10 protein-coding genes and 1 pseudogene are annotated in these 12,315 nt (G+C 68.3%); 4 read left to right on the top strand and 7 right to left on the bottom strand.

The window, feature by feature from the left end:
- Positions 1-56 precede the first annotated feature (56 nt).
- From dnaB to ACWGST_RS07680, 7 genes and pseudogenes are all read right to left on the bottom strand, one after another.
- Positions 57-1,430, bottom strand: coding sequence for a replicative DNA helicase (gene dnaB / locus ACWGST_RS07650; protein ID WP_452046078.1), 1,374 nt, complete (start codon positions 1,428-1,430; stop codon positions 57-59).
- Between the two features lie 488 nt (positions 1,431-1,918).
- Positions 1,919-2,371, bottom strand: coding sequence for a 50S ribosomal protein L9 (gene rplI / locus ACWGST_RS07655; protein ID WP_452046068.1), 453 nt, complete (start codon positions 2,369-2,371; stop codon positions 1,919-1,921).
- Between the two features lie 11 nt (positions 2,372-2,382).
- Positions 2,383-2,643: a 30S ribosomal protein S18 gene (gene rpsR, locus ACWGST_RS07660; protein WP_108596462.1), complete on the bottom strand. Its 261-nt coding sequence runs from the start codon at positions 2,641-2,643 to the stop codon at positions 2,383-2,385.
- Positions 2,644-2,710: 67 nt separating this feature from the next.
- A complete protein-coding gene (locus tag ACWGST_RS07665) occupies positions 2,711-3,241 on the bottom strand; it encodes a single-stranded DNA-binding protein (protein WP_452046069.1) in 531 nt (176 codons plus the stop codon).
- 116 nt (positions 3,242-3,357) lie between these two features.
- Positions 3,358-3,720 (bottom strand): annotated as a pseudogene (gene rpsF, locus ACWGST_RS07670) (30S ribosomal protein S6); the annotation flags it as partial.
- 328 nt (positions 3,721-4,048) lie between these two features.
- The gene (locus tag ACWGST_RS07675; RefSeq protein ID WP_452046070.1) at positions 4,049-4,993 is read right to left on the bottom strand and encodes a hypothetical protein; all 945 of its coding nucleotides are present in this window, start codon (positions 4,991-4,993) and stop codon (positions 4,049-4,051) included.
- A gap of 226 nt (positions 4,994-5,219) precedes the next feature.
- Positions 5,220-6,656 (bottom strand): CCA tRNA nucleotidyltransferase, encoded by a 1,437-nt coding sequence (locus ACWGST_RS07680; RefSeq protein ID WP_452046071.1) that lies wholly within the window; start codon positions 6,654-6,656, stop codon positions 5,220-5,222.
- A gap of 173 nt (positions 6,657-6,829) precedes the next feature.
- Here ACWGST_RS07680 and ACWGST_RS07685 point away from each other — a divergent pair, with 173 nt between their 5' ends.
- The 4 genes from ACWGST_RS07685 to trxA all read left to right on the top strand — a co-directional run bounded on the left by ACWGST_RS07685 (position 6,830) and on the right by trxA (position 12,260).
- Positions 6,830-9,103, top strand: coding sequence for a DUF6049 family protein (locus ACWGST_RS07685; RefSeq protein WP_452046072.1), 2,274 nt, complete (start codon positions 6,830-6,832; stop codon positions 9,101-9,103).
- Positions 9,096-10,718, top strand: a complete 1,623-nt coding sequence (gene murJ, locus ACWGST_RS07690) for a murein biosynthesis integral membrane protein MurJ (RefSeq protein ID WP_452046073.1) — start codon at positions 9,096-9,098, stop codon at positions 10,716-10,718. Before ACWGST_RS07685 ends, murJ begins: the two co-directional genes overlap by 8 nt.
- 145 nt (positions 10,719-10,863) lie before the next feature.
- Entirely contained in the window at positions 10,864-11,838 is a 975-nt protein-coding gene (gene trxB / locus ACWGST_RS07695; protein WP_452046074.1) for a thioredoxin-disulfide reductase, read from the top strand.
- A gap of 98 nt (positions 11,839-11,936) precedes the next feature.
- Positions 11,937-12,260: a thioredoxin gene (gene trxA, locus ACWGST_RS07700; protein ID WP_056007113.1), complete on the top strand. Its 324-nt coding sequence runs from the start codon at positions 11,937-11,939 to the stop codon at positions 12,258-12,260.
- Positions 12,261-12,315 lie beyond the last annotated feature (55 nt).

Consider the following 12,315-nt stretch of genomic DNA (forward strand, 5'->3'; position numbering starts at 1 on the left):
CGGGACAATCTACGTGGCGCTAAGACAACCTAGTCAGTCACCCGTCATAACTGCTGCTACCCCTGCACCATGTCCGCGAAGCGCGAGAAGTGCCCGTGGAACGCGACGGTGATGGTGCGCGTCGGGCCGTTCCTGTGCTTGGCCACGATGAGGTCGGCCTCGCCGGCGCGGGGGCTGTCGCGCTCGTAGGCGCTCTCGCGGTGCAGCAGGATCACCATGTCGGCGTCCTGCTCGATCGAGCCCGACTCGCGCAGGTCGCTGATGGCCGGCATCTTGTCGGCGCGCTGCTCGGGTCCACGGTTCAGCTGCGACAGCGCGATGACGGGCACCTGCAGCTCTTTCGCGAGCAGCTTGAGGGCACGCGAGAACTCCGACACCTCTTGCTGACGGCTCTCGACGCGCTTGCCGCTCGTCATGAGCTGCAGGTAGTCGATGACGACCATCTTCAGCCCGACCTTCTGCTTGAGCCGGCGGCACTTCGCGCGGATCTCGACGAGGGTCATGTTGGGGGAGTCGTCGATATAGAGCGGCGCGTCGTTGATGCGACCGCGGGTCGAAGCGATCGTGGTCCAGTCGCGCGAATCGACCGTGCCCTTCCGCATCATCTGCAGCGGTACGGATGACTCGGCACTCAGCAGTCTCATGGCGATCTCGCTCTTGCCCATCTCGAGCGAGAAGAAGACCGACGGCAGATCGTTCGTGATCGACGCGGCCCTGGCGAAGTCGAGCGCGAGCGTCGACTTGCCCATGGCGGGTCTGGCGGCGACGATGATCATCTGGCCGGGGTGGAACCCGTTGGTCAGGTCGTCGAGGTCGGCGAAGCCCGTGGGCACGCCGGTGAACTTGCCGTCGGTGTGCTTGGCAGCCTCGATCTCGTCGATCGCGACGGTCACGGCCTCTGAGAGCGGCACGTAGTCTTCGGTCTCGACCGAGCCGGTCACGGCGTAGATCTCGGCCTGGGCGTTGTTGACGAGGTCGGTGACCTCGCCCTCGCCCTGGTAACCCATCTGCACGATGCGGGTGCCCGCCTCGACGAGACGGCGCAGCATCGCGCGCTCGGCCACGATCGACGAGTAGAAGCCCGCGTTCGCCGCAGTCGGCACGATGCTCGTGAGCGTGTGCAGGTACTCGACGCCGCCGGCGCGCTGCAGATCGCCGGTCTTCGTCAGCTCGTCGGTGACGGCGATGACATCGGTGGGCTCGCCGTGCGAGTAGAGGGTCAGGATGGCGTTGAACACGACCTCGTGCTTCGGCACGTAGAAGTCGATGCCGCGCACGGTCTCGATGACGTCGGCGACGGCGTCTTTCGAGAGCATCATGCCGCCGAGTGCGCTCTGCTCGGCGAGGAGGTCGTGCGGCGGAACCCGTTCGCCCCGTCGGGCGTCGCCGTCGTCAGCCGGTTCAGCGAGCCCGATGTGCGCGATCGACAACTTCAAGACCTCCGGTTCGGCTCGAGCGGGCGAGCGACCCGCGCCCACCACACAGTGTCTCCGAGGCCGCCGACATGGCTGGTCGACCGGGAGTGCACACGGGTGGAAAGGGACGCTGCTTCACGATAGAGAAGGCCCTGTGCACTCCACAAGCCAGCCTGTGGATAACTCTGGGGACAAACTGGGCGAAACGCCGTGGAATGTGTGCAGTACGCCTGTGGATAACTGTGGAAACTCGGTGAATTACACAGGTTGAATTTTAATCTGATCAGGTATTTCATCTATTCACACCTGTGGGGGAAAACTTCTTTCCACATCCACCCGACCTGTGCGAAGACCTGTGTACAACCATCACAGGAAACGCCGATCTCGACTTGCGCAGAGCACCGCCGCGGGTGTACGCAAGTTGGCGGAGAACCACCTCCGAAACGACGAAGCGGCGGCCCGGGCCGAAGCCCGAACCGCCGCTCTCGTGCGTGTGCTGCGAACTACTTCGCTGCAACCACCTGGAGGGTGATCGTCGCCGACAGCTCGTCGTGCAGACGAACCGTGGCCTCGTGGTCACCGGTGGCCTTGATGGGCGACGTGATCTCGATCTTGCGCTTGTCGATCTCGCCGAGGCCGGCGGTCGAAACGGCAGCCGCGACATCCGCCGTCTTGACGGAACCGAACAGGCGGCCGCCGGTGCCGGCCTTGACCGCCAGCTTGACCTTGCCCGACTCGAGCTTGGCCTTGAGTGCCTGTGCGTCTTCGAGCGAGTGCAGAGCGCGAGCGGCGCGAGCCGCCTTGATCTGCTCGACCTGCTTCTCGCCACCGCGCGACCACGCCACAGCGAAGCCCTGGGGAACGAGGTAGTTGCGAGCGTAACCGCTCTTGACCTCGACGACGTCGCCGGCCGTGCCGAGGCCGGTGACCTCGTGGGTGAGAATTACCTTAGCCATTGTCGTGCTCCTTAACGGCCGGAGCCCGAGTAGGGCAGAAGGGCCATCTCGCGTGCGTTCTTGACGGCACGGGCGATCAGGCGCTGCTCCTGCACGGAGACACCGGTGATGCGGCGGGCGCGGATCTTTCCACGCTCGGAGATGAACTTGCGGAGGGTCGCGACGTCCTTGTAGTCGATGATTCCGACTTTGATGGACTTCGCCGGGGCAGCGTTCTTCGCGCCCTTCCCGCGGGTCGGCTTGCGGCGATCGCCGCTCGACTTTCCAGCCATTGTCTTTCCTGTCTGATGAGTGCGGGTCGAAGAGGCGCAGTGCGCCGTCTCGAAACCCAGCTGAATGTTAGAAGGGGGTCTCGTCGCCGTAGCTCGTACCAGGGGTGTTCCAGACGTCTCCGCCGCCGCCGCCACCCTGGGGGGCTGCTGCTGCGGGTGCGCTGGGTGCCCACGGCTCGTCGGCACCGGCGCCGCCCCCGAAGGAGCCGCCCCCGCCGCCGACACCACGGTTGGACTGTGCGCGAGTCACGGACGCGGTGGCGTAGCGCAGGCTCGGGCCGATCTCGTCGACCTCGAGCTCGATGGTGGTGCGCTTCTCGCCTTCCTTCGTCTCGTAGGAACGCTGCTTGAGACGCCCGGAAGCGATGACCCGGGATCCCTTGGTGAGTGAACCGGCCACGTGCTCGGCGAATTCACGCCAGACGCTCGCGCGCAGGAACAGCGCTTCGCCGTCCTTCCACTCGTTCGCCTGACGGTCGAACGTACGAGGAGTGGAAGCGATGGTGAAGTTGGCAACCGCGAGGCCGTTCTGCGTGTAACGCAGCTCGGGATCTGCAGTGAGGTTGCCCACCACGGTGATGATGGTCTCGCCGGCCATGAGGACTAGTCGTCCTTCTTGGCCGCGGCGGGAGCCGCGGCGACGGCGGGAGCCGCGGCGACGGCGGCAGCGGGGGCGGCGGCGACAGCGGCAGCAGGAGCTGCAGCCTTCGCGCCGGCCTTCGCCTGGGCGGCGGCCTTCTTGGCGGCCTTCGCCTCCTGGGCCTTCTGGTGTGCGGCGACCTGAGCGATCGCCTCTTCGGCGCGGAGGACCTTGGTGCGCATGACGGCCTCGCTGAGGTTCAGCTGGCGGTCGAGCTCATCGGTGGTCTTGGACTCGGCGGTGAAGTCGACGACGGCGTAGATGCCCTCGGTCTTCTTGTTGATCTCGTACGCCAGACGACGACGTCCCCAGATGTCGACCTTGTCGACGGTGCCGCCATCATTACGGATGACGTTGAGGAACTTGTCAAGGCTGGGAGCAACGGTGCGCTCATCGATCTCGGGATCGAGGATAACCATCAGCTCGTATTGGTGCATGACTAACCCACCTCCTTCGGACTCAAACGGCTACAGGATCTCTGCAGCAGGAGGGTTGTGCATACGTCACGCCATGGAGGCCGCACAATCGCGGCACATGGGCAACCTTGACAGCATAGCGGATGCCTCGCGCCCGCGCCATCCGCCCGCCCCGCCCCTCTACGCGCCCTCGCACGGCCAACCCACCCCCTCACCCACCCACCCCCTCACCCACTTCGCCGAGTGTTAACGCTGGCCGCCGAGTGTTGCCGCCCCCGGGCATCCGACCGGGCGCACCGTTAACACTCGGCGCATGACACTCGGCGCACTCGACCCCGGCACACGCCGATCACCCCGCGAGCGGGCGTAGACCGTGATCGATGAGTCGCCGTGCAAGGCGCGACGGGTTGAGCGCGACATCCCATCCCCAGCGGATCGGGTTGGGTCGATGCCGACGGATCCGGGCTTCGCGCTCGCGTTCGTCACGAAGCACCTGCTCGAGGCTCCGGCCGTTCATATGGCGGGGGTCGGTGTACTTGATCTTACCGTCGAACTCACCGAACGCGCCGTAGTCGGGCCAATCGAAGTCGACGATGTCGTGTCCGCCGCCAGCGCGCCGGAAGGCGACCTGCAGATCCGGAGCGGGAAACCGCATCACGTGCATGTTCGCGCGGCTCACCGACTCACCGGGCGAGTCCGAGCGTGCGTCCCCGAACGCGATGACCGAGCGGGCCAGGCGGATGCCGCGGCGACCGACCGAGGCATCCGCTCGCTCGCTGAGCGCGTCGACGTCGACGCCTCGCGCCGGCGTACCGAGCGGCGTCACGAAGACGGGGCGCAGCGCGAAGTCGACGGCGGCGACCCCGGCTGCGAACGAGGAACTGCATGCCAGGTCGAGCAGAGTGCGCTCGAGACCCGTCACGGCGAATCCGTCGAGCATCACGATGTCATCGTCGTCGATCGCATCGTTGTGCCAGACGATGCCCCGCTGCGATCGCACTCCGATCCGACCTGCGGCAGTGATGTGCACGGCGCCGAGGTCGCCGATGACTGGAATGCCCCAGAGCACCGCCGCCGAGCGGTGCGAGAAGACGGGCTGACGCGCCATGCCGGCGACGACCGCCTGCATCCTGATGAAGTGGCGCGCCTCGCGCTCTCGCGAGGGCCAGTCAGCGCTCGGCACATACAGTCCCCGACGAACGCGCTCGGTCGCGATGGGGTCGCCCGCCGCCGGCCCCGGCCACATCGGTGTCGGCTTGAGGATCGACACGCGTCGAATCTGGAACTCGTCCATCCCCTCAGCGTCGTGTGGATGATGCGCATGGATGCCATGCGCCGACGATCTGTGGACGGAACGCGCTCGATCGCGCCAGTGGAGGACGAGTCGGCCGCCGCCGAGTGTTAACGGTCACCGGTGCCAGACGCGCCGCACCGACAACACTCGGCACCGTGCGTTAACACTCGGCGGAAGGACGAGGGGTGCGGGGGGAGGCGGGGAGGCGGCGCGACGCGGCGGCAGGTCAGGCGCCGCGGGCGGCCCACCAGGCGAGCAGGCGTTCGGTCGCGGCATCCGGCCCGATGGGGCCCTCATCGAGACGCACTTCGAGCAGGTACCGGTAGGCCTCACCGACGACGGGGCCGGGCGCGATGCCCAGCAGCCGCATGATGTCGGCCCCGTCGAGCTCGGGGCGCACGGCGGCGAGCTCCTCCTCCTCGGCGAGCACGGCGATGCGCTCCTCGAGGTCGTCGTAGGCGAAGGCGAGCTGGTCGGCCTTGCGGCGATTGCGGGTCGTGACATCCGACCGCGCGAGGATGTGCAGCCGCTCGAGCTGCACGGCGTCGCCCGCATCGCGCACGTAGCGGCGCACGGCCGAGTCGCTCCACGCCGCATCGGTGTACCCGAAGAAGCGCAGGTGCAGCTCGATGAGGCGGGAGACCGCGGCGATCGTGTCATTGTCGAAGCGCAGCGCGCGCAGCCGCTTGCGGGCGAGCTTGGCACCGACGACGTCGTGGTGGTGGAAACTGACTGCGCCGCCCGCCTCGAATTTGCGGGTCGCGGGCTTGCCGATGTCGTGCAGCAGCGCCGCGAGACGCACGACGAGGTCGGGGGAGTCGAGCACGCCGCGCTCGTGCTCGTACTCGATCGCCTGGTCGAGCACCGTGAGGCTGTGCTCGTAGACGTCTTTGTGGCGGTGGTGCTCGTCGCGTTCGAGCGAGAGGGCCGGCAGTTCGGGCAGCACGCGTTCGGCGAGGCCCGATTCGACGAGCAGCCGGATGCCGCGGCGCGGCGCCTCGCTCAGCAGCAGTTTCGTCAGCTCGTCGCGCACGCGCTCGGCCGAGATGCGGTCGATCTCAGCCGCGAGGTCGGTCATGGCCTGGGCGGTTGCGGCCTCGATCTCGAACCCGAGCTGCGACGAGAAGCGCGCGGCACGAAGCATCCGCAACGGATCGTCGCCGAACGACTGCTCGGGGGCCGCAGGTGTGCGCAGGATCTGCGCCATGAGGTCTTCGATGCCGCCCGACGGGTCGACGAGCTCGAGCTTCGGCAGTCGCAGTGCGAGCGCGTTGACGGTGAAGTCGCGTCGGGTGAGGTCGTCTTCGAGACTCGAGCCGAAGACGACCTCGGGCTTGCGCGAGGCGCCGTCGTAGGCGTCGGCGCGGTACGTCGTGATCTCGACCGTCTCACCCGCGATCTTCGCGCCGATCGTGCCGAACGCGCGACCGATGTCCCAGTGGGCCTCGGCGATGGGCTTGACGATCGCGAGGATCTGCTCGGGCGTCGCGTCCGTCGTGAAGTCGAGGTCGTTGCCGGACCGGCCGAGGAACGCGTCGCGCACCGGGCCGCCGACGAGGGCGAGCTCGTGGCCGGCCGCCTCGAACGCCGCCGCCAGTCGCGAAACGGTCGGCGAAGCCGCCAGCTCGCCCAGCCGGTCGAGGGCCGTCGCGACACTCTGCATGCCCACCATGTTAAAGGCAGGGGTCGGATGCCTCGGCACGGGCGAACCCGGAGCGCGTCGGGTTCGACCGGTCGCAGCTGCGACACCGGGCGAGCCGCGCCTCTGGACACGGGGCGAGCCGCGCCTGTGGACACGGGGCGAACGCGCGGGCGCCACGCCGTAGAATCGCCAGCATGGTGCCCGAGTCGAACCCTGCGCGCCGCCGGTGCTCACGGGTCGAATCGACGAAGAGCGCCCGGTGGGTCTTCGGCGCTGCGCTCACCGCCCTCGCGGTGCTGGGGTCCGCTCCGCTCACTGCGAGCGCTGCGAGCGGCGGCACGGCGGTCAGCGGCACGGCTGTCGGGGTCGCCTCGAACACGGTCGACACCGAGGGCGGCGTCGTGCTGCGCGTCGCGCCGACGGCCACGACGACCATCGCTCCCGACACGACGATCACGATCGAGGTCGAGGTCGAGAACGCGAGCACCGAACCGGTCGCGGCCGGCACCGTGCGCCTCGTGCGCTCCGACGACACGATCGACGACACCGCCGAGGTCGACGCGTGGACGGCGCAGACCGCCTCGATCGATGCCGTGGCCGTCGACGGCACGACGCTCGCCGAGACCGCGACCACGGCGCTCGCCCCCGGCGCGGTCGAAGCAGTGACGTTCACCTTGCCGCCCGAAGCGGTCGACGCCATCGACGACTCACCGGTGCTCGGATTCGGCGCCGATCTGCTCGTCGGCGACACGCTCGTCGCGACGAGCGCCGAGGTGTTCGCGAACTCCGCCCTGCCGGCCGTGAGCTCGGCAGCACTGGCGATCGCGTACCCGCTGACGGTTCCTCCGTCGTCGGACGGGTTGCTGAGCGCCGACGACCTCGCCACCTGGACCTCGCCGTTCGGGCTGCTCTCGCGGCAGCTCGACGCCGTCGCCGGCCGACCGGTGACGATCGCGGTCGACCCGCGCATCATCGCGTCGATCCGTGCGCTCGGCAGTTCGGCCCCGGCGACGGCGCGGGCCTGGCTCGACCGCCTCGCGGGGCTGCCGAACGAGATGTTCCCGCTCGCATATGCAGATGCGGATGTCGCGGCGCAGGCGCAGCTCGGCGTGCCCGCGCTGCTCACGCCCACCGGCTTCGCCGACGTGCTCGACCCAGAGGATTTCACCGCACCGGACCCTGCCGAGGGGCAGCCGAACGCCGATGACGACTCGGGCGACGACGGCGCCGGCGGCACCGGCGGCAGCGCGAGCCCGACGCCGACCCCGACGACGCCGGTCGACGGCACGGTGCCGACCGCCGAAGAACTGCTGGCCTGGCCGTACACCCGCACCGACATCGCGTGGCCGGCCGACGACACGATCGCAACCGGCGACCTCGCATATCTCAGCGCCGTCGGCCTCACCACCTCGATCCTCGCCGCCGGAAACGTCGTGCCCGATGCGCAATGGGCGGGCGCCGCGTCGACGGTCGACGGTGCCGGCGCCGTCGTGGCGGACTCGCGCCTCACGCCACCGCTGCGCGAGGCGACCGGGGCGCTCAGCGAGACCGAGTGGCGCGCCGCGACCGGTCGCTTGTTCGCCGAACTCGCGCTCATCGACGCGTCCGAGGTGCGCCCGTCGGCGCTGCTCGCGACCCTCGCACGCGGGGCCGGCACGCAGTCGTCCCGCGTCGCGGCCACGCTCGATGAACTCGCCGCGAGCCCATTGGCCATACCCGCCTCGTTCGCCGACGTCGTCGGAGCACCGCCGGTCGCCCGCACGCTCGCCGATGAGCCCGAAGACCAGCAACGCATCGACAACGTCGACCGCATCATCCGCACAGAAGCGAACATCGCCGCGTTCTCGACGGTGCTCGACGACCCGACCGTGCTCGCAAACCCCACGCGGCGCAACGCCCTCGCCCTGCTCGACGTCGCGTGGCTGGCCGACCGCAGCGCGTGGGACACGGCCGTCGGCGAGTGGCTCGTCGCGCAGCGGCGCACCCTCGATGCCGTTTCGGTCGTGCCCAGCAGCCTCATCAACGTGGTCTCGTCGGAGACGGGCGTGCCGACGACGATCCTCAACGCCCTGCCGTATCCCGTCACGGTCGTCGTCGACGTCGCGCCCTCCAACGGCCGCCTGATCGTCGAAGACCGGGTCACCGTGACGATCGCCCCCGAATCGCGCACCACCGCGACGGTTCCCGTGGCGGCCGGCATCGGCAGCGGATCGGTCGATCTCACGGTGTCGCTCACCTCGCCCGAGGGCGTCGCGATCGGCAACCCGGTCGTCATCCCCGCGAACGTGCAGGCCGATTGGGAGGGCCTCGGCGCCGCGATCATCGGCATCATCGTGGTCGTCTTCTTCGGGGTCGGCATCTGGCGCAACATCCGTCGCCTTCGGAAGAAGCGCGCCGAAGCGGCAGCCGACCAGACACCACGCCCGACCACGGAAGCGACACCCGACGACGAGCGCCGCGATGGCTGACGACCGCATCGGGCGTGCGAGCGCCTTCCTCGCCTCGGGAACGATCGTCTCCCGCATCCTCGGCTTCGTGAAGGCGGCGCTGCTCGCCGCCGTCATCGGTGCGGGTGGTGCCGGCGCAAACGCGTTCGCTGTGGCGAACCAGTTGCCGAACACGATCTACGCGGTCGTCGCCGGCGGCGTGCTGAGCGCGGTGCTCGTGCCATTGATCGTCCGCTCCGCGGCACATCGCGACGGCGGAGTCGCCTACATCAACAAGATCATGACACTCGGCTTCGTGATCCTCGCGGCGGCGGCGCTCGTCGCGACACTGCTCACGCCGCTGCTGACGGCGCTCGTCGGCTGGCGTCTGACCGACGGTGTCTTCGCACTCGCGGTCGCGTTCGGCTACTGGTGCCTGCCGCAGATCTTCTTCTACGGCGTGTATTCGCTGCTCGGCGAAGTGCTGAACGCCAAGCGGGTGTTCGGTCCCTTCACGTGGGTGCCGGTGCTGAACAACGTCGTCGCCATCGCCGGACTCGCCGTCTTCGCGTTCGTCTTCGGCTCCGATCCCGATGGTCTGCACACCGCCGGCGAGTGGTCGCCGGGCATGATCGCCCTCCTCGCCGGCAGTGCCACGCTCGGCGTCGCCATCCAAGCCCTTGTGCTGTTCTGGTTCTGGCGCCGGGCAGGGCTTCGATACCGCCCCGATTTCGCCTGGCGCGGTGTCGGGCTGCGGTCGACCGCCGGCGTCGCGAGCTGGACCTTCGGCATGCTGCTGCTCACGACGATCGCGGGCTTCGTGGAGACCTCCGTCGTCGGTGTCTCCGCGGCATCGCCCGACGAGGCGTCGGTCAGCATGCAGCAGACTGCGTGGCTGATCTTCATGCTGCCGCACTCCGTGATCACCGTGTCGATCGCCACCGCCTACTTCACGCGCATGAGCGAGCACGCCGCGACCAACGACCTCCCGAAGGTCCGCGACGACCTCTCGAGCGCGGTGCGCGGGGTCGGTGTGATCCTGATGCTCGCCACAGCGGTGCTCATGGTGTGCGCCTTCCTCTTCGCCCGTGTGTTCTCGTCGGTCGAACCGCTCGTGTTCGCCGGTGGAGCGCTGGTGCTCGCCTATCTCGTCGGCCTCATCCCGTTCAGCGTGCTCTTCGTCGTGCAGCGCACGTTCTACTCGCTCGGTGACACGAAGACGCCGTTCTTCATCACCCTCACGCAGGTCGTACTGATCATCGCCGGCACCTTGGCCTGCATCGCTCTGCCCAGCGCCTGGGTGGCGTTCGGCATCGCCGTGGTCATCACGGTCGCAGGCACCATCCAGGCGATCCTCGCGGTCGTGCTGCTGCGCCGGCGCATCGGGCCGCTCGACGGCCGCCGCATCTTCATCGCCTACGGCCGGTCGGCTCTCGCGCTCGTGCTGCCCGTGATCGTCGGCCTCGCCGTGCTCTGGGCGCTCGGTGGAACCTCGTTCGACGGTTACGCGTTCTCGAGCGTCTTCAGCGCGATCCTGTCGATGGCGATCATCGGCGCCTCGATGAGCGTCGTCTACTTCGCAATGCTCTGGATGCTGCGCTCGCCCGAGCTGCGCGGGTTCGCCGAGCCGCTCGTGAGTCGGTTGCGCCGCGGCTGACCGCGGCTGACCCCGACCACGAGGCATCCGTCACACGCTGGTCGTCGAACCGTCGCCGGAATAGTCGCCGCTTAGACTGTGTTGAGCATCTCGTGGCATCCGATTCGTTGAATGCTGCGAATCACCAGTAACGACGGGAGCGGCTTTGCGCGACATCATCATCATCGGCTCGGGCCCGGCCGGTTTCACGGCCGCGATCTACGCCGCCCGCGCGCAGCTGAAACCCCTGCTCATCGCGAGTTCGGTCGAGATCGGCGGCGAGCTGATGAACACGACCGAGGTCGAGAACTTCCCCGGCTTCCCCGAGGGCATCATGGGTCCCGAGCTCATGACGAAGCTCCAGGAGCAGGCGGAGCGATTCGGCACCGAGGTCGTCTACGACGACGTCGTCGAGCTCGAACTCGACGGCCTGGTCAAGCGTGTGAAGCTGGGCAACGGTGACGAGCACGAAGCTGCCGCCGTCATCTACGCGACGGGCTCGGCGTACCGCAAGCTCGGTCTCGCCGAGGAAGAGGTGCTCTCGGGCCACGGCCTGTCGTGGTGCGCGACGTGCGACGGTTTCTTCTTCCGCCAGAAGACGATCGCGGTCGTCGGCGGTGGCGACTCGGCGATGGAGGAGGCGACGTTCCTCACCCGCTTCGCCGACAAGGTCTACGTGATCCACCGCCGCGACAGCCTCAAGGCCTCGAAGATCATGCAACAGCGCGCCTTCGACAACGAGAAGATCGAGTTCGTGTGGAACGCCGAAGTGGCTCGCCTGCTCGGTGAAACCGCCGTGACCGGTGTCACGCTGCGCGACACCGTGACGGGCGCCGAACGCGACCTCCCCCTCGACGGCCTCTTCGTCGCGATCGGCAACGACCCCCGCACGCACCTCGTGCACGGCAAGCTCGACCTCACGAGTGAGGGCACCATCGCGCTCGAGGGACGCACCTCGAAGACCTCCGTACCCGGTGTCTTCGCGGCGGGCGACGTCGTCGACCCGCACTACCGCCAGGCGATCACCGCCGCCGGCTCGGGCGCGGCCGCCGCGCTCGACGCCGAGCACTACCTCGCAGCACTCGGCAACGAGAACGCTGCCGAGGCCGTGCTCGAGACCGAGTTCGCCGTCATCACCTGATCGTCGCCCGCCGCCACGGGCGGCACGCGATCGCCGCAGGCATTGCGCCGCGGCATCCGGAATCGAAATCTTCACCATCTTCACCTAAGGAGAACGCAATGACTGCACGTGCAGTGACCGAGGCCACCTTCGAGCAGGAGGTCCTCAACAACGAGAAGGCCGTGCTCGTGGACTTCTGGGCCGAATGGTGCGGCCCGTGTCGCGCCGTCAGCCCGATCCTCGACCAGATCGCGACCGAGCACGCCGACAAGCTCGACATCGTCAAGCTCAATGTCGACGAGAACCCCGGGCTCGCGATGAAGTACCAGATCACCGCGATCCCCGCGTTCAAGGTGTTCGAGAAGGGCGAGGTCGTCAAGACCGTCATCGGCGCCAAGCCGAAGCCCGCACTCGAGGCCGACCTCGCCGCCTACATCTCGTAGTCGGCGGTCTCGCTTCATCCCAGGCCCGCCCGACGAATGTCGGGTGGGCCTGTCG

This window comes from Agromyces sp. NPDC055520, assembly GCF_053619715.1.

Bases quoted from the DNA above. Each gene is read 5' to 3' on its own strand.
- rplI (WP_452046068.1), bottom strand. From the start codon at position 2,371: ATGGCTAAGGTAATTCTCACCCACGAGGTCACCGGCCTCGGCACGGCC.
- rpsR (WP_108596462.1), bottom strand. From the start codon at position 2,643: ATGGCTGGAAAGTCGAGCGGCGATCGCCGCAAGCCGACCCGCGGGAAG.
- ACWGST_RS07665 (WP_452046069.1), bottom strand. From the start codon at position 3,241: ATGGCCGGCGAGACCATCATCACCGTGGTGGGCAACCTCACTGCAGAT.
- ACWGST_RS07675 (WP_452046070.1), bottom strand. From the start codon at position 4,993: ATGGACGAGTTCCAGATTCGACGCGTGTCGATCCTCAAGCCGACACCG.
- ACWGST_RS07680 (WP_452046071.1), bottom strand. From the start codon at position 6,656: ATGCAGAGTGTCGCGACGGCCCTCGACCGGCTGGGCGAGCTGGCGGCT.
- ACWGST_RS07685 (WP_452046072.1), top strand. From the start codon at position 6,830: ATGGTGCCCGAGTCGAACCCTGCGCGCCGCCGGTGCTCACGGGTCGAA.
- murJ (WP_452046073.1), top strand. From the start codon at position 9,096: ATGGCTGACGACCGCATCGGGCGTGCGAGCGCCTTCCTCGCCTCGGGA.
- trxA (WP_056007113.1), top strand. From the start codon at position 11,937: ATGACTGCACGTGCAGTGACCGAGGCCACCTTCGAGCAGGAGGTCCTC.